This window comes from Aureimonas glaciei (assembly GCF_014643375.1).
In the GTDB taxonomy this organism is placed as follows: Bacteria; Pseudomonadota; Alphaproteobacteria; order Rhizobiales; family Rhizobiaceae; genus Plantimonas; species Plantimonas glaciei.
The window spans coordinates 86,284-105,475 of sequence record NZ_BMJJ01000014.1; the positions used below are offsets into that span (position 1 = coordinate 86,284).

Genomic DNA, 19,192 nt, shown 5'->3' on the forward strand with positions numbered 1-19,192 from the left:
CGCACGCGCTATTCAGCCTTGGCGGATGGTCATTCGCGCTCAAGGTCGTTGCAAAAAGAGATGCCAATGTATCGTGGCTCGAATGGACGCGTGCAATTTGCTGGCTGCAGCATTTTCTTGTGTCGGGAGCCATTCTTGGCCCTCCTCTAGCGTTTTAACTACATCGGCACGTAGCGCGATCGCAGTTGTAATCATCTATTCCGCGGTTGCTCGCTTCAAGCCGATTCGATCTACCGCGTCGGTGCGCATAAGCCTTTGCCCAACCGGGGATGGTCCTCATGCCCGGCTAGTGGCCCGCTACGAGCAATACCCAGTAGTTGCGCTTCCGAAGACAAAAAACGGCTGCCGTGTTTTGAAGATGAAAGTTCTGAGCCCCATTGTCAAGCCGGGCTCAAAATAACGGTAGGGCTCTCACAGGCCGCGCCCTTCAAAATAACGCCCAGCAGAATTCTCGTATTAAGTTTATACGGATTCGATCATTTACTGGATTATATTATAAGGAATAAGCTAGAATGCAAAGAACATATTTTGGCATCGGTCAAAGGAACCTACTTTCGTACCTGACTTCGCCGCAGGGAGGCTACAACGACGCGGACTGCGGCTGCGCGGATTTTTGGCATAGGCGGCCGCCGCGCATAGTCCGACCGCCGATCAACGAGGATCTTTGATGCATATCGGCAAAGTCGTATCGTCCCGACCTGCGTCTGTTGCGAGCTTGACATTCCATACGCAACACCCCACCTTTTGGGGATGCTGATCTGCCGCTCCCCCCTCCCCGTAAATCGGGCTTTTCCCATCGCGGGACATTAACCCACGATCCGGTTGCGTCGCGCGCCGGTCGTGGGTTTCGGAATCTAGTCGGCATTGCGACCGATTCTCCGAAGACGGCGACTCTCATCTATTACACAAAAGGTGCCCCGCAAGCGCTAAAGCGCGGCGGCAGCATATCGACAAGGAGGCCAACATGGCTCTCAGGACGCCACAATACGGCAAACCGCAAATCAGAGTAACACGTTCAGACCATGCACGGCTTTCCCGCATGGCGAATGCGCTTCCCGCCGCGAGTTCGACCATTGCCGACCAGCTCCTCGCAGAACTCGATCGCGCTCGCGTCGTCGACGACGCTCGGATTGGGTCGGACGTCGTCCGCATTGGATCGACACTGCGCTATGTCACCGACTCCGGCGACGACCGCACCGTGACACTGGTATTCCCTGGCGACGCGGATATCGCAGAAGGTAGGGTCTCGATCCTTACGCCAATCGGCGTCGCCCTGATCGGCCTTTCGGCCGGCCAGTCGATGGGCTGGACCACCCGAGACGGCCGGCCCAACCGGCTGACCGTTGAACATGTGGAGACGCCGAGGGCCTCCGTCCCCGATCACGCGCATTTCGCAGTGCTTACGGCATGAATATCTTGATCTCTCCCTGTCGGCTCTCCCTCTTTGGAGGTTGCCTCATCGCAGGACACTAGCCCCTGCGCCCGGTGCGCAGGGGCTTCTCCATAACCTTTCAATGCAATTGCTCCAGAACGGAGCGATGGAGAACTGCGATGAACATCGACACCTTCTTCCTTACGGCCAAGGACTTCACCTTGCTTGAAGTCATGCGCAATCGTCATTTCAGTGAAAAGGATCCGCTGGCGCCAATCCTGAAAGAAAAGATCAAACACGCCTTGGTGGTCTTTCGCGACGACATTCCAGTTAACGTCGCGACGCTGAACAGCCGAGTCACCTTCAGCGTGGATGGCCGCGATCCCGACACGCGCATCATATCGCACGACGATAGGGCGGGGGCCGTCGGCATGTGCCTTCCAATTACGACAGCTCGCGGGCTGGCGCTTCTGGGTCTCGCCGAAGGTCAGGAATATCGCCTGGTGAACCAGGACGGCATTGAAGAGCGTATTCTGCTCGAAAGTGTTCCGTACCAGCCGGAAGCGGCGGCGCGTGAAAAGCACGCCATGACGGTAAACAGGTCGTCTCCGCACACCCGCCCCCCTCTTCGAATTATCATGGGGGCGGCCTCCGGGCCACCGCGACTGGTGTCTGGTGGCTGCGATGATCCCGGCCCCGCAGCCGCTTAACATTTCCTCGGAGTGAAAGCGTCGGCGCGTACTGAGCCCGCCGACGCCCAGTGGGATGGGCAGCGCGAGTCATAACAAATAGCTGCGCTAACAGAACGAACGTTCGATAGACTGCTCTGCGGGCAATTATTCTTTACGATTGATCGCCGCTCAGTTTTTTAACTACAGGATTCCTTCTGAAGAAGATACAATATGTGTTTGTCAACAATCAATGCCGTATTGCAGTGCCATCCTTCATAGAAAAGATTTCCGATTGCAGTTTGTAAACTGTATTTTCGATATTGATTTTATTACGGAATAATACTATATCAAAGTTATGGCCGATTCGATCTATCGATATTTGGTCCTTACGGGACCCTTGCTGCACTGCTCGTAGCCCCGGGGCGGCTGGACAATGATGTCCGCCGGCTCGGGGCTCCGTTTGTCCAAGCTCGGCAAAAGCTCCCGGTATGTCTCCAGTCCCGGTGAAACTGGCCAAATCCTCTGTCACAGCCGTTTTTCCGCCAGAAGTTGATCGCGGAAGGGCTGACCCATGCCGCGAGAGCACCATGCACATACACTCAAAGAACCTGAATTCCGCTGTTGCAAGCAGGCCCGGACGGTCTGGCCTTGTGGCCTTGTCATCCTTCTTTGCCCAAGGTTTCCGACGTTGGCAGAAGAGGCGCGTGATCGAGACACTGCAACAGCTAAGTGACCGTCAACTCGAAGACATCGGGATTGCCAGAAACGAGATCCCTCGAGTTGCCGAGGGGCTTTTTGCCCGTGCGGGGGATAGCCGTCACGCATCCTCGGGCTCCTCGGGACCCGTGAGATGAAAGCGACGTTCACCTCAAGGCCCTCCGGACCCTCTCGGAGAAACGTCCTGGTCTCTATCGGCAGCCTGCTGACGCTCGCGGTAGCTGGCTGCACGACCACTTCGCTCCCGCCGAGGCCAAGGGTGGCGCCCGAGCGGCCAGCGATACCGGCGATACCCGCCGAGGTCCTTCTTATGTACCGAGCATTGCCCGATGAGGAGTTTCCGATCCCGGCGGTCGACCTCGCCAAGCTTGCTCCACGGCACTATCGGCAGGTGGTCGACTTTTCCACTCCGGAAGAGGTTGGAACGGTGATCGTCGATCCCGCCAACCGCTACCTCTACCATGTCCAAGCTGGTGGAAAGGCAATGCGCTACGGTGTGGGTGTCGGCAAGGCCGGCTTTGAATGGTCCGGGCGGGCACACGTCGCCTACGGGCGAAGATGGCCTGTCTGGACGCCTCCTAGCGACATGATCGAGCGCCAGCCTTCGGTGGGAAGGTGGAGGCACGGGCAGCCGCCGGGGATCGATAACCCTCTGGGTGCCCGCGCCCTCTACATTCACCAAGGCAACCGGGACACGCTCTATCGTCTGCATGGAACGGGGGAAGTTCGCACGATCGGCAAGTCGGTCTCGTCCGGCTGCGTGCGCCTGCTGCACCAAGACATCATCGACCTGTACGACCGTGTTCGGCCGGGGTCCGCATTGGTCGTTCTGCCTTGAAAGATGATAGTTCTCAGCAAAAGAGGGAGTGGTGCTTGTGCCGGGAAAGGCGACGCAAGATGCCTTGAACGTGAGTTCTTATGGTCGTTTGCGTAACTGGTTTGTCAACGGGAGTTCGTCTCGTTGGACCGAGCGCGAGCGAGCCAGATTCGTTGGCAGGCGGAATACAACACCATCATTGCCTTTGCCGGCGCTCTGCTTGGCCGACCGCAGCCTTCGCCCGCCTGCTCTGACATTCCAGTCCGCCGCCGGTGTCCATCCGGCGGCGCTTCCGTCACCGATGGCGGAGGAGAAGCGCGTGCACGGCCTCGTTCAGCCGTTTTATCTGGGTCATCATAACCGCGGCTTCGTCGTGCTGCTTCGGAGCAAGACGACGACCTATCTCCGCCCACAGCGTCCGAATCGTCGCTTGCGTCCGGACCCCTTCGGCAGTGATCCTCAGGAGGGTCTTTCGGGAATCCTTCGGGTCGGGAAGACGGATGACCAGGCCTCTCTCGGCCAGGCGGTCGACCATCTTAGAGACTGTCGACGGTCGAACGTCGAGTTCCATGGCAAGCTCCGAAACCGCGATGTCGGTTCCCGGGACGAGGACCATGATCATGTGATCCTGCCCATTATGAAAATCCGTCTCCGCCAACGCGGTACCGAACACGGCCCTGATGCGCTTCGACAGAGTGACGAGATCTTCCGCAAGCTCCCCGAAGTCGGTGTCGGTAGTGGTCGGAGGAAGAGCATCGAGGGACTTGGACATCCGGCAATTCCAATGCAGACGGCGACGAATTGATAGCCTGACAACGGTAGCCACTGATCTCTTGCGGCGATAGTGGGGAAACACCACCACCACGCGTTTTCACCGTCACCGAATGGGCTCCCTGTCAGGCAGGACGAAGCGTCGAGGCGAACTGCAGCCGGTCGAGCACGACTCCGTCCCGGTCGGCGATCTCGATGGCCCAGCCGCTGATGTCCCGTCCGCTCCGCACGGCGCTGGACATCATCTGTCGCGCCGCATTGCCAGGCTTCGCGGCATAACGCGCGAAAAGAGGCGCACCGGGAACGAGAGCACCATGGCGACGGAAAAGCCGCCTAGAGCCACAACGAGTACTACCGGCACGGCCCACAAGATCAGCACCAGAACGGCGACTATCGCCAGGACGATCAGGTTTCGGAGGGCTCCGGAGATCGGGATTGGCGTCGGTCGACGAGGCGAGGACCGTATCGCAGGAATCCGCTCTATGATGCTGACGCTTTTATCCGACCTCACGACTTGCTTCCGCGGCTCCTCCATTGCGACGCCTTTCCTAAAAGGCGGAAACAGCGCCGTGGCATCAACGTTCCTCGGTTACTCTTGATACTGGAGAAAGGCTTGGTCCTGAAGCGTGATCGCGCTTCGCTGGAGCCCAGTCCCGGGCCTGCTTTGATCGCGAGCAGATGCTACCACGCCCTAGGCAGCCGATGAATCATGAGCGCACTGCCGTTGAGTCAATCGAGAGGACGCTGATACGTCAGATCATGGCTGCGGCGCTTGCGCTCGCTCTTGCAGGAGTCCAACCATGGCTTTGACCGACGCTCATGGTCCAGATCGGATGCATTCCGGGCAGGTCGTTGTCGCAACCAAAGCCTAGTTGGGACCGCCGGTGACCACCCCTTTGGCGATTCCGTCCTACATCGCGATCAAAGGCGCGGACGAGATCGGCGACGTTACCACCGAGCTACTCCACACGTGGGACACGATCCTTGTCGGATGGAGAGTCTCGCCTGCCAGGCCAAAGCGTAAACGTAGGCTCCGGGCGGACCCTACCTCCTGTTGGCGCGCACCTACAGGAAGCAGCAGAACCCCATCCCTGGCATGCGGCTTGCGCGAGTTGCGCCCGGATTGACGGATTGTTCTGGAGCAACTGGTGGACCAACGTAGCAGGTCGGTGACCGGGGACCAGGTGCTGGTCAGGGCCTTTGCCGATCCGGGTCAGAGTCCCTCGAGGGCCCTCGTCATGTCCGCCAGGAGATCATCGACGTGCTCCAAGCCGATGGACAGGCGGAGCAAATCGTCTCCGATCCCACAGAGACGCCGCTCTTCCGGATCCATCGAAGCGTGGGTCATGGTTGCGGGGTGAGCGACAAGACTTTCCACTCCTCCAAGGGACTCGGCCAGCGTGAAGAGTTTCAGCCCGGTGAGCAGAGTACGGATCGCCGGAACGCCGCCGGACAGTTCGAAGCTCAGCATGGCGCCAAATCCGAGTTGTTGCCGCTTTGCGAGCAGGTGACCGGGGTGGGAGGGTAGCCCTGGGTAATGAACTGCCGTCACCTTTGGATGAGCGCTCAGCAGACCGGCGATACGCGCCGCACTCTCCTGTTGACGCTCTAGGCGGGCAAACAGGGTCTTGAGACCACGAAGCGTCAGATAGGCGTCGTACGGCGATCCTGTGACGCCAGTGCAGTTGGCCCACGAACCGAGCTCCTCGGCAGCCGCCTTATCCGCAGACACCACGGCTCCCCCAATGACGTCAGAGTGACCGTTCAGGTACTTGGTCGTGGAGTGGACAACGAAATCAGCGCCCAGTCTCAACGGTTGTTGAAGTGCAGGAGAGAGGAAGGTGTTGTCCACGACCACCTGTCCTCCCACTGCATGGGCCGCGTCGGCGGCAGCCTTGATATCGACGATCCGCATCAAGGGGTTGGATGGAGTTTCCAGGAGCAACAGCCTTGGTCTCCTGGCAAGTGAGGATGCCAACGCGCCCTCGTCTGTCTGGTCAACGAACTCGACGTTGAAAGCACCCTTGCGTTGACGCCCTTTCAGCAGCCGATTGGTACCGCCATAACAGTCGTGCGGCGCGACCACCGTTTCGCCGACCTTCAGCATCGAAAGGACCAGGTCGATGGCCGACATTCCGGAACTGGTGACCACGGTTCCAGCGCCTCCCTCCAACTCCGACAGAGCTTCCGCCAGCAGGTCCCGCGTGGGATTGGCAAAGCGGGAGTAGTCGTACTGCCGCTTCTCGTCGAAGCCGGCGAATGTGTAATTGGTCGAAAGGTACAACGGCGGCATCACGGCGCCAAAGGTCGGGTCGCGGTCGACCCCTGCGCGGACAGCCGCAGTTTCTGGTTCTCTGGTCACCGGCATGCGTCACTCCATTTCCCCTGGCTGTTTCTTCAAGGCGAGTGCGGCTCGACCACCGTCACCTATGACGACGGCCAAATGGGCCTGTTCCGGGCACGGGGGGACCGGAAATGATTTCCGATCCGCCTTTGGGCGTTCCAAGCATTCAAGCCAACAATATGCCGGGTGCGCTCAGCGGATGCGAGGAAGCGTTTCCCACTGGTGGAAAGGAGGCGGTGACGAGAGATGCCATTCCAGTGTCGTGGCCCCGACGCCCCAGGGATTGTCGCCCGCGACGCGCTTCTTCGAAAACGCTTCGTAGACTCCGTATAGAAAGACCAGAACCGCAGCGCCGGAGAGGTAGGAGCCAAGCGACGAGACGTAATTCCATCCGGCATAGGCGTCGGGATAGTCGGCGTAGCGGCGGGGCATGCCCTGGGCGCCCAGGAAATGCTGCGGGAAGAAGACGAGGTTCACGCCGATGAAGGTGACGTAGAAGTGAATCTTGCCGATCGTCTCGTTGTACATGTAGCCGGTCATCTTGGGGAACCAGTAGTACCAGCCCGCGAAGATCGCGAAGACGGCACCCAGCGACAGCACGTAGTGGAAGTGCGCGACGACGTAGTAGGTGTCGTGCAGGACACGATCGATGCCCGCATTGGCGAGCTTCACCCCGGTCACCCCGCCCAGCGTGAACAGGAAGATGAAGCCGATCGCCCAGAGCATGGGAGTCTTGAAAGATATCGACCCGCCCCACATGGTAGCGATCCAGGAGAACACTTTGATGCCCGTCGGGATCGCGATGACCATGGACGAAAACATGAAGTAGCGTTGGGCATTCAGCGAGATGCCTGTCGTGAACATGTGGTGTGCCCACACGACAAATCCGATCACGCCGATGGCCACGATGGCATAGGCCATCCCGAGATAGCCGAAGATCGGCTTCTTCGAGAACGTCGAAACCACGTGGCTCACGACGCCGAACCCCGGGAGGATCATGATGTACACCTCCGGATGTCCGAAGAACCAGAACAGATGTTGGTAGAGGATTGGGTCACCGCCGCCGGATGGGGAGAAGAAGGTGGTGCCGAAGTTGCGATCGGTGAGAAGCATGGTGATCGCGCCGGCAAGGACCGGAAGCGACAGGAGCAGCAGAAAGGCGGTTCCGAGCACCGACCAGGCGAACAGGGGCATCTTGTGCAGCGTCATGCCGGGAGCGCGCATGTTCAGGATCGTGGTGATGAAGTTGATCGCGCCGAGGATCGAGGAGGCGCCGGCGACGTGCAGCGCGAAGATAGCGAGATCGACAGCGGGCCCCGGGTGACCCGTCGTGGAGAGCGGCGGGTACATGGTCCAACCTGTGCCTGCCCCGTTCGATCCCGGCGTGCCCTCGACGAAGAGCGAGAGCAGAAACAGGACGAACGCGGTCACGAGCAGCCAGAAGGAGATGTTGTTCAGGCGCGGGAAGGCCATGTCCGGAGCACCGATCATGATCGGAAGCATCCAGTTAGCGAAGCCGCCCATCAGCGCTGGCATCACGGCGAAGAAAATCATGATCAGGCCGTGAGCGGTCACCAACACGTTGTATGTCTGAGGGTCTCCGAAAAGCTGCAGTCCAGGTGACTGCAACTCCAACCTCATGGCAATCGATAACAACGCTCCGACAATTCCGGCAGTGATAGAGAAGATTAGATAAAGCGTGCCGATGTCTTTATGATTGGTCGACTGGATCCAGCGGGTCCATCCGACAGGCCTCGAAGCAGGGAGCCCGACTGCCGCACGTTCGGTCTTCATATCGCATCCCTCAGTTCAGCGGAGTCTCGCGAAACCGCAGTCTCGGTTGCTCCAGATTGTCATGACCGACTACCATCGAAGCTGGTCGCAAGACCGATCCGCCAACTCCGCGCCAGAAGCGGAACGCCCTGACACGTTGGCGCTGCACGTATCCCGTCAGCGGCTCGGTCCCGAACATCAGTCAGACGCAGCCGAGGTTCAGCGAAAACTGAGACGAACTTAGCGACCCGCCTCCGACCACGACAATGAATATTATTGCTCTTTCAGTGCAATTATCCTCATATGAGGAACGCGTCCTAACTGGGAAATTTGATGGATACCGAACTGGCACGCACCTTCCTCGAGATCGTCTCGACGAGGAGCTTCATACGCGCCGCAGAGCGCCTCCACATAAGCCAGACCGCCGTCAGTGCCCGGGTACGAACCTTGGAAGATCGGCTCGGTCGTTCCTTGTTCGTCCGCAACAAGTCAGGCGCTACTCTCACTCCGGCCGGTGAACAGTTCCTCCGCTATGCCCCAGGCTTCGTACAGCTATGGGAGCGGGCTCGGCATCAGGTTGCGGTACCCCCAGGCCGACGCGCACTTCTATCGGTCGGGGGCGAACTCAGCCTTTGGCATCCATTGTTGATCGACTGGCTCCTTTGGATGAAAAGATGCGCTCCCGACATCGCGTTGCGGATGAGCGTGGACCTTGCGGCCGATCTGGCGAGGCAGGTCGCCGATGGCTTGCTGGATCTGGCAATCATGTATGCTCCGCAGCAACGACCTGGCCTGAAGGTCGAGCTGCTGCTGGAGGAAAAACTCGTGCTCGTAAGATGCGGCGGCGAGAACGGGAGCTCGGACTTTTCCGATTACGTCTATGTCGATTGGGGTTCGGACTTCACGGCGCAGCATAACCTCAGCTTCCCGGATCTCGCCAATCCCGGGCTTTTCGTCGGCCTCGGCCCCTTGGGCCTGGACTACATCCTCGCTGCGGGAGGATCCGGATATTTTCGCCTCAGCGCCGTCCGCCCGCATCTGGCCGCTAAGCGACTTCACCTGGTTCCGAAGGCACCGGAGTTCTCTCACCACACGTACGCGGTGTACTCGGCTACCACGGACGAAGCACTGATTCAGTCTGCCCTGGAGGGGATGCGGGCGGTGGCGGGCCAGAGGGAAGCATAGTTCTCCGAGGCCGCTTCAATCGACTCCCGGACTGGCGCCAGCAGCCGTCTTGATCACAAGCAACCGGATCTCGCTCCCTCGGCTCCATACGGACTGCAGATAACGCCCAGGACCATCAAGTGCGCCCTTCCCTCGCACCATGGGATTCGGGTCGCGATACATCGTGGGCACCGACGGACGAGCATCTCGCTCTTCGACAGTCGGCGCGCATGGCTGTCGGAGAGAAAGCGCCGGTCATAACTGACGGCGAACTGAAATCGAGCGGTGACGGAACGGGTTTGGCCTGGTTCCAACCCGGCCGGTACGTGAATGGGTTGCCACCTAGGTGGCGCTTTGTACGCGCCGACGCAGGTCAACCTCGCACTTCCCAGGCTCGTCCGCGCATGCGGTGACAACATCACATGCACGCAAGGCTGAGTGCAACTTTATTGCACGTACCGTGCATTGAGTTTCGTTTTCCTTTCCGTTCGTTGCTGCCATCTTCTTCAAAGGGATCAGGTTCGGTGAGCGTCGATCCAGAAACTGGGAGGCTTGGGTCCGTTCCCGGACTTGGTCCCGTCTAGAGCGAAGCGCGAGGCAGCGGACTCTCCGACACAGGGCGATCCGTGGATATCTGAAAGGACGCATCAAATGACGGTTGCAATGCAAAGTGGCCCCGTGTCGAGGCAAGGTGAAGCGTTTCAGATGGACGGTTCGGTTCTCGCTCGCGCATTCAATATGCCAATTGCCCACTTCATGCTTGAGATGCGCCGCGGCAATGTCCACGGGATAGTCGAGCGTGGGACAGACGAGGATGACGGCCAGCATCGTCTGTCCTTCCGTTACCGCGGCCGCGAGCTGCGCATGACAGTCGATCGCGACGGAAACGTGAGCGAGCAAGACTTACGCACTTCAACTTACCCCGCGAGAAAGGACGTCCTTAGATCGCGGCTCAGGCAGGTTCTGGTTGAGCAGGCCGCGGCCCACTCGCCAATCACCTACGCCCGCTTGGCGGAGCGCATCGGTTTCCGGTCGGGCCGGGCGATCAAGACGATCGACTCCGCGCTTGAAGAGATGATGGACGACGACGTTCAGGGTAACCGGCCCTTCCTAGCCGCGATTGCTCTGGAGAGCGTTGTTCCGGGCATCCCTCCAGAATGGTTCTTCCGCAAGGCCCGCAGCGCCGGAAGATTCGATGGCGAGCCCAAGGGGAACGAGGCTTACGCGTTCCACGCCAAGCAGCTGCAGGGAGCCATTCACTTCTATGGTGATGAGACTTCCGTGTCTTGAGCGCGCCTGCCCCCAGCAGGGCGCCGATTTAGAAAGGAGGCTACAATGCTCACAGCTAGAGATGTCATGACCACAGAGGTCGTGACGGTTGGACCCCAGGACACCGTCAAGAACGTTGCGTTGCTGATGACGACGTATGGCATCAGCGCCGTTCCGGTCGTCGACGACGGAGGACTGATTGGGATCGTCAGCGAGGGAGACCTCCTCCACCGGGACGAGCTTGGTACCTGTGGACACCATCGTTCCTGGTGGCTGGAACTGCTGACCGGGAATGCCGCCCTCGCGGCAGAATATATCAAATCCCACGCTCAACATGTGGCCGACGTCATGACGGACAGGGTCTTCACAACGACTCCAGACACGCCCGTGGCGGAGATCGCGGAGATTCTCGAAACCAAGCGCGTCAAGCGACTACCCGTCATGAAGGATGGCAAGGTGGTCGGCATCGTCAGCCGTGCAAACCTCGTTAGCGCAATTGCGAAGGCGCAGCGGCCCTTGGTAGGAGCAGCCAACGACGATGTCGGTATTCGCAGCCGCATTCTGCAGGAGCTCAGAATGGAGCCTTGGTCGACGGCCAGGGCGGGTGATGTCGCGGTGGAGGATGGCATTGTCCTCTTGCGCGGATATTACAATTCTGTCGCCGAACGGGATGCCTGTCATGTACTCATCGAGAATGTCGACGGTGTCCGGCGGATTGAGGATCAGCGGTCTATGCTGGTCCTGCCCCTGTCGGAATACCCAGCTATTTGAAGCTTAGCGTCAATCGCTACAGGCCTGTGTCGCGGTAGGGTCCGCTGCTGAAACGTATATCGACGCTACGGCTGAAACGATGCGCCTTTAGCTACGATCGAGGCTGCCAAGTCGCTGGATCTCATTGGACCTAGGTCGCGGTATTGGCCAAAGGGAAACGTCAGACCAACGAACCGGAGGCCGCCAAGACACCTTAATGCTTGGATATGGCCGAAAATATTTGATGACGTGCCACCGCACTAAAACCAGGAGAGTAACTTGTCTGATTTCACAATAAAAGCAAAGAAGAATGGGCCTTACATTGTGAAGGGCAACATCCGGCTGGTTGATACCGCTGGAAACGTCTACACGTCAAAATCATTGACGGCGCTTTGTCGCTGCGGCGCATCGACCACCAAACCTTTTTCTGACGGCACCCACTCGAAAATCGGTTTCGTGGCAGCGGAAGAGGCCGTTCCCGCCTCGCAGGAGCAGCCCGATACGTGAAGCAGTGCCGACACTACAATGCTGCCACGCTTCGCACCGACCGTTGGCTCAACGACCCTGTTTCCGCCCACTGCGTCCCTCTTGACCGAAGACCCACGTCAGCAGATCGTCAGCCGACGCGACTCTGCTCCGGAGTTACCGGGGCCCTCGGTGGCTTTGCGCCGGCAACCTCCACCGTCCATCCTGATCGTCCGTGAAGCTAATTGAGAAGCCCTCCTGACGGCGCTATGACCTCCTCGTTTGCTCGCGCCCCCAATGCACTGAAGCTGCGGTGGCCGAAGGAGTCCGCGCCATGACCCTTGTCGCTCCCGCCGCACCCCGCTTCGAGCGGGTGACGCTGTCGGTACTGGTCGCCGTCAGCGTTTGCCATATGCTGAACGACATCATGCAGTCGCTTCTGGCCTCGCTTTATCCGCTCCTGAAGCAGAACTACGATCTCGACTTCGTGCAGATCGGCCTCCTGACGATGACCTTCCAGGTCACGGCGTCGCTACTTCAGCCGGCAGTCGGCATCGTCACGGACCGCTGGCCACTGCCCTATTCACTCCCAGTCGGAATGCTGAGCACGATGTGCGGGCTCCTCCTCTACTTTCCCGGGCCGACAGTTTTGCGCTGCTTCTCGTTGCGGCGAGCTTCGTTGGCTTCGGCTCGGCAGTCTTTCATCCGGAATCCTCGCGCATCGCACGGCTCGCCTCCGGCGGTCGCCACGGCTTCGCCCAGTCGTTATTCCAGCTCGGCGGAAATGCGGGAACCGCGATCGGCCCCCTCCTTGCCGCTTTCGTCGTTCTACCCTTCGGTCAGCGCAGCATTGCGTGGTTCGCCTTGATCGCCATGCTGGGGATCGTGATCCTTAGCTGGGCTGGCCGCTGGTATTCGGCCCAGCAACGATTGAACGCGACTCGCGCGCCAGCCAGCCGCAGCCTCCCCCTGCCCCGCAAGGAGGTGCTCTGGGCCCTCGTCATCCTGATCCTGCTGACGGCCACGAAGAATGTCTACATGGCAAGCATCTCCAGCTATTTCACGTTCTTCGTCATCGAGAAGTTTAACCTTACCGTCCGGGAAGCCCAACTCATGCTGTTCCTGTTCCTCGGAGCAGCGGCGGTCGGCACTTTTGTCGGCGGCCCGATCGGCGATCGGTTGGGCGCTCGCTTCGTGATCTGGTTCTCGATCCTCGGGGTCATTCCCTTCGCGCTGATGCTCCCCTACGCCGACCTCTTCTTCACCGGCCTTCTCAGCGCCATCATCGGATTGATCCTCGCCTCAGCGTTCCCGGCGATCGTCGTCTTCGCCCAGGAGCTGCTGCCAGGTCGGGTTGGCCTCGTCGCCGGCATATTCTTCGGCTTCGCCTTCGGTGCGGGAGGTCTAGGGGCTGCGGTCCTTGGTAGCTTCGCCGACACTCGCGGGATCGAGTTTGTCTACAGCGCCGTGTCTTACCTGCCGCTGCTAGGCCTGACGACGCCTTTTGCCGCGGATGGGACCCAGCCGGTTGTAGCGGTCGGGCGCATGTGGGAACGCGGGGAATCCTATTGGGCGAATCCCTCACCCGCAGATGCGCTCATCAGGTGACTTTGCCAGCCATGCCGGATCGGAAGGGATTCTCCAGATTAACCCGCCCATGCCTGCTTAAAGGGGCAAACCGAGCAAATCTGCGGCTCGGCTTGCTTCGCGCCGCGTTGCAGACCCTTGAAGTGTTTGCACGTTCGGCATAGCGGTGGCGACAATCTCTCGATCAGGTAACCTAATGTTCACACCCCCGCCCCTCCCGGGCGATCCGCCGACGCGGAAGCCTTTCAGGTTCTTCGTCCCCATACTTGCCGGCGCCACGCTTCGTGATCGCGCCATTGCGTGCGTGGGTGCTTTCATCGGCATCTGCCTAACAGGATTCATCTGCTCGTCGGCACTGGGGCGCGATCCATTCCTGCCGTTCATCGTGGCGCCGATCGGCGCGTCTGCGGTCTTGCTCTTCGCGGTCCCCGCCAGTCCGTTAGCTCAGCCGTGGTCGATCATCGGAGGGAACACGGTTTCCGCGCTCGTCGGCATTACCGTAGTCCACTTCGTGGACGACCCGATGCTGGCGATCGGCCTTTCCGTCGCGCTGGCCATCGCCGCGATGTCCCTGACACGCTGCCTGCATCCCCCCGGGGGAGCGGCCGCACTGACGGCAGTGATTGGCGGTCCGACGGTACTGGCGGCGGGGTACGCCTTCGCATTCGTTCCAATCGCCGTCAACTCAGTGGTGCTCGTCCTCCTGGGCCTGTTTTTCCATCGGTTCTCATCTCACTCGTACCCCCACGTCCCGAAGGCCGCGCCGGTCAACACCCACGGCACATCAGACCTGCCGCCGGCCGCACGTGTCGGCTTTCGGGCGGAGGACATCCAAGGCGCCCTGGCGGACCTGGGAGAAACCTTCGACATCGACCCGCAGGATCTCGACAGGCTGCTTCGCCGGATCGAGCTGCGTTCCCTGTTGAGGGAGCACGACGACTTTTCGTGCGCCGACATCATGTCCAGGGACGTGATCTCGGTCAGTCAAATGGCCGACGCCGAAGTGGCACTCGCTCTGCTGCTGGACCACGGCGTGCGAACGCTGCCGGTCACCGACGAAAGCGGCCGGCTCGTAGGAATAGTGGGACTTCGGGAACTGACCCGGCGTAGCGGTCTCGTCGGAGATGTGATGGCCGAAGCGGCCATCAGTACCCCCAGGTCCCCCGCCATCGAGTTGATCGGGCCCCTTACCGACGGAATGACGCACTCCGTGGTCATCGTCGACGACGACCGGTGGATTCGCGGCCTCGTCACTCAGACGGATCTGCTGTCCGCGATGTCCAGGGTGCTGGCGAGACGGCTGGAGGGGGCGTAGGCAGTGCAGGACTTTTCGGTCAGGATCACGTCCATCGGGATGTCGTGCTCCATCGGGTAGATCGTCTCGATCTCCGCTTGCGCATAACCGATGCCAATGACGTACGGTTTGCGCGCAAGGGCAGCGAGGGTGCGATCGAAGTACCCGCCGCCATATCCCAGCCGATAGCCACGCTTGTCGAATCCGACGACAGGCGCGATCACGACGTCCGGAACGACGGTTACGCCGCTCTCCGGAACGGGAATGTTCCAGACTCCCCTGATGAGTGGCTCTCCAGGCGACCAGCTGCGAAACTCCATCGGGGCGCCCTTGCTCACAACGACGGGAAGAGCAACCGTGCCCCCGTCCGGAAGCGAGTTCTTGACCCAGGGGATCAGATTGGGCTCACCTTTCATCGGCCAGTAGATGCTGACGACCCTCCCACCTGGCGACGAGAGCAGACGTGACAGCTTGGCGGCTAGGACGGTGTCCATGCTCTTGCGGTCGTCGGCGGCTATTGCTTTGCGCATCTCGATTAGTCTTGGACGCTCGAACTTGCGCCAGCGGATTACGCCCACAGCTCCGTCAGTTCCGGCATTGTTGGTGCCTGCGAAGTCCGGATCCAGCTCGTGAAGGAAGCAAGCAGGAGACGAATACTCGCTCGGCTCGTCTCGAGGAAAATCGACATCGTTGCCCATCGCAGCTCCGCCGCTCGCTTGTGCCCGCCGGGCGGGCCTAGATCGCTGAGTAGTATGACATGAGAAAGGCGATAGATACGAACGGCATCAGCGACATGCCTCGATTTCTTGGCACTAGCCACACTATAGCGACGCCAATTGCCATCGCCAGAAGGACGCACAGCAAGGCCTGTAGGTAGCCGTAATTCTGGAACGCCATTCCGATTCCTGTGAACGCCGCGCTGGTTCCCACAGTGGCAGCCGCAGTTGCGACGTTGGTTCTCGGCACATCCCCTTCGACCAGAGCGAGGAAGCTTGGCAGACCGAGACCGATTGCCATGATCAAAAGAACACTCCCTACAGCCTGGACCAAGGCATCAACTCATTTGCTGGCGGCTTTCATCGCGGTCAAAGCTCGCTATCCATGTGTAAATCACTAAGTGATTGGCGGCAGGTATTCAAGTTTATCTATTTTTACGCGTACATATTAAATTGCGACTCACCTCAGAAAGATGTTTCGCAAATGCAGGCGCTAACTGCACGAGGGAAAGCATCCTCGATGGCGACCCAAAATGACAGCAAAAACTGGTGGCCCTGCTAGTCATCACCTTTTGGATAGAACAACGATCCGTCCGGCGCCACCTTTGCACCGGGATTAAGCTCGGCGGGGTCGACATGATTCTTCCCGAGGATGTGAAAGACCGATTGACCCGCGCTGAGCAGATGGTCGGCGATGATACGCCGGTGACACCGCCACCAGACGGCCTCGGCACACATGAGGGCCACCCGCCGGTCACCGCCCAACGTCCGCAGTCGAGCCATACCATGCAGAAAGGCATCCGTTTCCGCATAGTCGGCATAGTTTCGAAAGCTCGTGTTTTTCCAAAAGCCGTTCCGCGAGGCTTCCCCGTCCCGCTGCTTTCCCCGCAGTCCGCCGAGCTCCGGAATGTGCTCGTACCCTACCTGATGCGGCTCCAGAGTAGCGCCAAGGGTATCGCGATTGTATTGCGGGTTCGTTCGGGAGCGGGGGACCGTCCTGACGTCAATCACCATCTGAACCTGCGAGCCCTGCAGAAGCTCGACGAACTCCTCGATGGACCGTGTGGAATGGCCGATGGTGTAGTAAGGCTCATCCAATTTTTTCGCTCCAGTCTGCCGCAGCCACCAACCCGGCGATGCCCTGCGCCCGTCGTTCAGACTGCGTCGGGGCCACCAACGCATTCCGCCGTCTTTCGCCTGACGTCCGGGAAGGCCGCCAATATGTCGAGGATATCGAGTTCGCTCTTCGGAAGGTCGCCGAACGTGTAGCGGTCGAGCACGGCGAGGAATGCCTGTGTGGCTTCCTTCAAGATGCCGCGGATGCCACACGCTTTAGCGATGATGCAGGATCCGCAATCAACGAGCTCGAAGCCGTCCTCTGTTCGCCGAACGACCTCTCCAACCGTGATCTCGTCCGCCGGCCGCGCTAGCTCGATTCCGCCGGAGCGTCCTCTGACGGTCCTGACGAGCCCCGCCTTGCCCAGATCCTGCACCACCTTCATCAGGTGGTTCTTTGAGATGCCATAGGTCTCGGAGATCTCCGCGATCGACGCCAGGCCTCCTGTTCGGGCCGTGAGAAACACCAGAACGCGAATGGAATAGTCGGTGTAGAGGGTGAGCCGCACGGGGTCGGGATCCTTCGCTTTAGAAACATGTAAACCCGTTGCATCTTTTCCGCAACGTGCTACACCGCCCCTATTGATGCACTATTCGTGCATGTTTTAGCGGAAGACCTCAATGCCGCCCGATCCCGACGCCGAGAACGTTGTGCTCCCATCTGAAGCCGAGCTCGGCCAGTTGGTTCGCGCGTTCTATTCGGACGCTCGAGCCGACCCGCTCCTTGGGCCGATTTTCGCTGCGAAGGTCTCTGACTGGGATGTGCACATCGCGAAGATCAGCGACTTCTGGTCTTCGGTGATGCTTGGCAGCGGGCGCTACAAGGGAAATCCCTTCGGTGCCCACACTTCTCTGCGAGAATTCATTGGACCGCAACACTTCCATCGCTGGCTTTCTCTCTGGGGCGATGCGGCACGTCGGACCCTTAAGCCGTCCGCGGCCGCTCAGATCGAGCAGAAGGCGCATCGCATCGCCGAGAGCCTGATGGCCGGTGTGCTCTTCAGGCCCGTTCCTTCGCCAACGCGAACAAATCCGCCGCCACTAGTGCCCTGAAGCGCTCGGCGAACTCAGGCGTCGGTTCAACCACCATGACAAGAGGCTTCCCATGACTTCGCCCCTAAGCGAACGAACTACCGCGATCGTCAAGGCGACCGTTCCGGCCCTCGAGGCACACGGCCTGGAGATCGTGCGGACCATGTATGCGCACATGTTCGAGGATCCGGCGATCCGGGCTCTTTTCAACCCGTCGCATCACGGGGAGACCGGATCCCAGCCGAAGGCGCTGACCGGCGCAATCCTCGCCTACGCTAAGAACATCGACAATCTTGGCGTTCTTGGCCCCGCGGTCGAACGGATCGCGCAGAAGCATGTCGGTCTTCAGATCCTTCCAGAACACTATCCGGCCGTGGCGAACGCGCTCCTGGCCGCCATCAAGGACGTCTTGGGAGACGCGGCGACGGAGGAAGTCCTCGCCGCCTGGGGCGAAGCCTACTGGTTCCTCGCCAACATCCTCATTGGCCGGGAGAAGAAGCTCTACAACGATCTCGCCACCTCTGATGGGGGCTGGTCCGGATGGCGCGAATTCCGTGTCGAGCAGAAGCGGCGGGAGAGCGACATCGTCACGTCCTTCGTGCTGCGCCCCGTGGACGGCAGCCCAATCCTGCGTCATCGCCCGGGTCAGTACCTGACCTTCCAGCTCGAACTTCAGGGTGGCGAGACGGTGAAGCGCAACTATTCCGTTTCGTCCGCGCCGAACGACGAGACCTATCGGATCTCGGTGAAGCGGGAGCTGCTGGGCCAGGTCTCGAACTGGCTACATGACCAGGTCGAGGTCGGCTCGATATTGAAGGTTGCGCCGCCGTCCGGGGAGTTCTTTCTGGGGGACAAGATCGAGCGCCCGGTCGTGCTCTTGTCGGGCGGCGTCGGTCTCACACCGATGGTCAGCATGCTCGAAGCGGTGGCGACACGGGGGGCAGGTGTTCACATCCACTACATCCACGGCACGCAGGACGGCAGCACCCATGCCATGGGTGATCATGTTCGTGGGCTCGTGGACGGTCGTCCGAACATGAAGGCTACGACCTTCTATCTCTCGCCACGAGACGGCGACGTGCTGGGGCAAACCCACGATGCCGAGGGCGTCATCACGATCGACTGGCTCCGACAGAACACCGCCGTCGAGAATGCGGACTATTACCTTTGCGGCCCGAAGCCTTTCTTGGCGGCACTCGTGCACGGCCTTCGGCGCTCCGGCGTGACCGGCGACCGCGTCCATTACGAGTTTTTCGGCCCTGCTGACGAACTGGATGACGATCCGGCTGATCGTCTGGTCGCCTGACTCCACGAACCCGCCGGTCAGCGGATTC

17 protein-coding genes and 1 pseudogene are annotated in these 19,192 nt (G+C 60.1%); 12 read left to right on the forward strand and 6 right to left on the reverse strand.

Annotated elements, in window-relative coordinates; all coding sequences use genetic code 11:
* Nucleotides 1-964 precede the first annotated feature (964 nt).
* The 4 genes from rnk to IEX88_RS22785 all read left to right on the forward strand — a co-directional run bounded on the left by rnk (nt 965) and on the right by IEX88_RS22785 (nt 3,598).
* Nucleotides 965-1,411, forward strand: a complete 447-nt coding sequence (rnk, locus tag IEX88_RS22770; protein ID WP_188854781.1) for a nucleoside diphosphate kinase regulator — start codon at nt 965-967, stop codon at nt 1,409-1,411.
* Nucleotides 1,412-1,551: 140 nt separating this feature from the next.
* Nucleotides 1,552-2,082 carry a GreA/GreB family elongation factor gene (locus tag IEX88_RS22775; protein WP_188854782.1) on the forward strand — a complete coding sequence of 177 codons (531 nt, stop codon included), beginning with the start codon at nt 1,552-1,554 and terminating at the stop codon, nt 2,080-2,082.
* A 548-nt stretch (nt 2,083-2,630) separates the two neighbouring features.
* Nucleotides 2,631-2,897 (forward strand): DUF1127 domain-containing protein, encoded by a 267-nt coding sequence (locus IEX88_RS27230; protein WP_188854783.1) that lies wholly within the window; start codon nt 2,631-2,633, stop codon nt 2,895-2,897.
* Between the two features lie 173 nt (nt 2,898-3,070).
* Nucleotides 3,071-3,598 carry a L,D-transpeptidase gene (locus tag IEX88_RS22785; RefSeq protein ID WP_244640447.1) on the forward strand — a complete coding sequence of 176 codons (528 nt, stop codon included), beginning with the start codon at nt 3,071-3,073 and terminating at the stop codon, nt 3,596-3,598.
* Nucleotides 3,599-3,872: 274 nt separating this feature from the next.
* Here the strand turns inward: IEX88_RS22785 and IEX88_RS22790 are convergent, their stop codons facing one another.
* The 3 genes from IEX88_RS22790 to ctaD all read right to left on the reverse strand — a co-directional run bounded on the left by IEX88_RS22790 (nt 3,873) and on the right by ctaD (nt 8,486).
* A complete protein-coding gene (locus tag IEX88_RS22790; RefSeq protein ID WP_188854785.1) occupies nt 3,873-4,349 on the reverse strand; it encodes a MarR family winged helix-turn-helix transcriptional regulator in 477 nt (158 codons plus the stop codon).
* A gap of 1,212 nt (nt 4,350-5,561) precedes the next feature.
* Nucleotides 5,562-6,716: a cystathionine gamma-synthase gene (gene metB / locus IEX88_RS22795; RefSeq protein WP_188854786.1), complete on the reverse strand. Its 1,155-nt coding sequence runs from the start codon at nt 6,714-6,716 to the stop codon at nt 5,562-5,564.
* A 168-nt stretch (nt 6,717-6,884) separates the two neighbouring features.
* Nucleotides 6,885-8,486 (reverse strand): cytochrome c oxidase subunit I, encoded by a 1,602-nt coding sequence (gene ctaD / locus IEX88_RS22800; RefSeq protein WP_188854787.1) that lies wholly within the window; start codon nt 8,484-8,486, stop codon nt 6,885-6,887.
* A 312-nt stretch (nt 8,487-8,798) separates the two neighbouring features.
* On the opposite strand from ctaD, the gene IEX88_RS22805 reads away from it, so the two are divergent.
* The 6 genes and pseudogenes from IEX88_RS22805 to IEX88_RS22830 all read left to right on the forward strand — a co-directional run bounded on the left by IEX88_RS22805 (nt 8,799) and on the right by IEX88_RS22830 (nt 15,015).
* Nucleotides 8,799-9,650 (forward strand): LysR family transcriptional regulator, encoded by an 852-nt coding sequence (locus IEX88_RS22805; RefSeq protein WP_188854788.1) that lies wholly within the window; start codon nt 8,799-8,801, stop codon nt 9,648-9,650.
* A gap of 630 nt (nt 9,651-10,280) precedes the next feature.
* On the forward strand, nt 10,281-10,919 hold the full coding sequence (locus tag IEX88_RS22810) for a DUF6522 family protein (RefSeq protein WP_188854789.1): 639 nt from the start codon (nt 10,281-10,283) through the stop codon (nt 10,917-10,919).
* 66 nt (nt 10,920-10,985) lie between these two features.
* On the forward strand, nt 10,986-11,669 hold the full coding sequence (locus IEX88_RS22815; RefSeq protein ID WP_188854790.1) for a CBS domain-containing protein: 684 nt from the start codon (nt 10,986-10,988) through the stop codon (nt 11,667-11,669).
* A 258-nt stretch (nt 11,670-11,927) separates the two neighbouring features.
* Nucleotides 11,928-12,155, forward strand: coding sequence for a CDGSH iron-sulfur domain-containing protein (locus tag IEX88_RS22820; RefSeq protein WP_188854791.1), 228 nt, complete (start codon nt 11,928-11,930; stop codon nt 12,153-12,155).
* Nucleotides 12,156-12,447: 292 nt separating this feature from the next.
* Nucleotides 12,448-13,619: pseudogene (locus IEX88_RS22825) on the forward strand (MFS transporter); the annotation flags it as partial.
* Nucleotides 13,620-13,896: 277 nt separating this feature from the next.
* The gene (locus IEX88_RS22830) at nt 13,897-15,015 is read left to right on the forward strand and encodes an HPP family protein (RefSeq protein ID WP_188854792.1); all 1,119 of its coding nucleotides are present in this window, start codon (nt 13,897-13,899) and stop codon (nt 15,013-15,015) included.
* Here the strand turns inward: IEX88_RS22830 and IEX88_RS22835 are convergent.
* The 3 genes from IEX88_RS22835 to IEX88_RS22845 all read right to left on the reverse strand — a co-directional run bounded on the left by IEX88_RS22835 (nt 14,955) and on the right by IEX88_RS22845 (nt 17,335).
* On the reverse strand, nt 14,955-15,692 hold the full coding sequence (locus IEX88_RS22835; protein ID WP_188854793.1) for a 5-formyltetrahydrofolate cyclo-ligase: 738 nt from the start codon (nt 15,690-15,692) through the stop codon (nt 14,955-14,957). The two genes, IEX88_RS22830 and IEX88_RS22835, sit on opposite strands and share 61 nt — an antisense overlap.
* Nucleotides 15,693-16,268: 576 nt before the next feature.
* Nucleotides 16,269-16,808, reverse strand: a complete 540-nt coding sequence (locus IEX88_RS22840; RefSeq protein ID WP_188854794.1) for a DUF488 domain-containing protein — start codon at nt 16,806-16,808, stop codon at nt 16,269-16,271.
* Nucleotides 16,809-16,864: 56 nt separating this feature from the next.
* Nucleotides 16,865-17,335, reverse strand: a complete 471-nt coding sequence (locus IEX88_RS22845; RefSeq protein ID WP_188854795.1) for an RrF2 family transcriptional regulator — start codon at nt 17,333-17,335, stop codon at nt 16,865-16,867.
* A gap of 112 nt (nt 17,336-17,447) precedes the next feature.
* Here IEX88_RS22845 and IEX88_RS22850 point away from each other — a divergent pair, with 112 nt between their 5' ends.
* Entirely contained in the window at nt 17,448-17,879 is a 432-nt protein-coding gene (locus IEX88_RS22850) for a group III truncated hemoglobin (protein WP_188854796.1), read from the forward strand.
* Nucleotides 17,880-17,931: 52 nt separating this feature from the next.
* Nucleotides 17,932-19,164 (forward strand): NO-inducible flavohemoprotein, encoded by a 1,233-nt coding sequence (gene hmpA / locus IEX88_RS22855; protein WP_188854797.1) that lies wholly within the window; start codon nt 17,932-17,934, stop codon nt 19,162-19,164.
* Nucleotides 19,165-19,192 lie beyond the last annotated feature (28 nt).

Bases quoted from the DNA above. Each gene is read 5' to 3' on its own strand.
- IEX88_RS27230 (WP_188854783.1), top strand. From the start codon at position 2,631: ATGCACATACACTCAAAGAACCTGAATTCCGCTGTTGCAAGCAGGCCC.
- IEX88_RS22850 (WP_188854796.1), top strand. From the start codon at position 17,448: ATGCCGCCCGATCCCGACGCCGAGAACGTTGTGCTCCCATCTGAAGCC.
- IEX88_RS22810 (WP_188854789.1), top strand. From the start codon at position 10,281: ATGACGGTTGCAATGCAAAGTGGCCCCGTGTCGAGGCAAGGTGAAGCG.
- IEX88_RS22815 (WP_188854790.1), top strand. From the start codon at position 10,986: ATGACCACAGAGGTCGTGACGGTTGGACCCCAGGACACCGTCAAGAAC.
- rnk (WP_188854781.1), top strand. From the start codon at position 965: ATGGCTCTCAGGACGCCACAATACGGCAAACCGCAAATCAGAGTAACA.
- IEX88_RS22775 (WP_188854782.1), top strand. From the start codon at position 1,552: ATGAACATCGACACCTTCTTCCTTACGGCCAAGGACTTCACCTTGCTT.
- IEX88_RS22785 (WP_244640447.1), top strand. From the start codon at position 3,071: ATGTACCGAGCATTGCCCGATGAGGAGTTTCCGATCCCGGCGGTCGAC.
- metB (WP_188854786.1), bottom strand. From the start codon at position 6,716: ATGCCGGTGACCAGAGAACCAGAAACTGCGGCTGTCCGCGCAGGGGTC.
- IEX88_RS22835 (WP_188854793.1), bottom strand. From the start codon at position 15,692: ATGGGCAACGATGTCGATTTTCCTCGAGACGAGCCGAGCGAGTATTCG.
- hmpA (WP_188854797.1), top strand. From the start codon at position 17,932: ATGACTTCGCCCCTAAGCGAACGAACTACCGCGATCGTCAAGGCGACC.
- ctaD (WP_188854787.1), bottom strand. From the start codon at position 8,486: ATGAAGACCGAACGTGCGGCAGTCGGGCTCCCTGCTTCGAGGCCTGTC.
- IEX88_RS22805 (WP_188854788.1), top strand. From the start codon at position 8,799: ATGGATACCGAACTGGCACGCACCTTCCTCGAGATCGTCTCGACGAGG.
- IEX88_RS22830 (WP_188854792.1), top strand. From the start codon at position 13,897: ATGTTCACACCCCCGCCCCTCCCGGGCGATCCGCCGACGCGGAAGCCT.
- IEX88_RS22790 (WP_188854785.1), bottom strand. From the start codon at position 4,349: ATGTCCAAGTCCCTCGATGCTCTTCCTCCGACCACTACCGACACCGAC.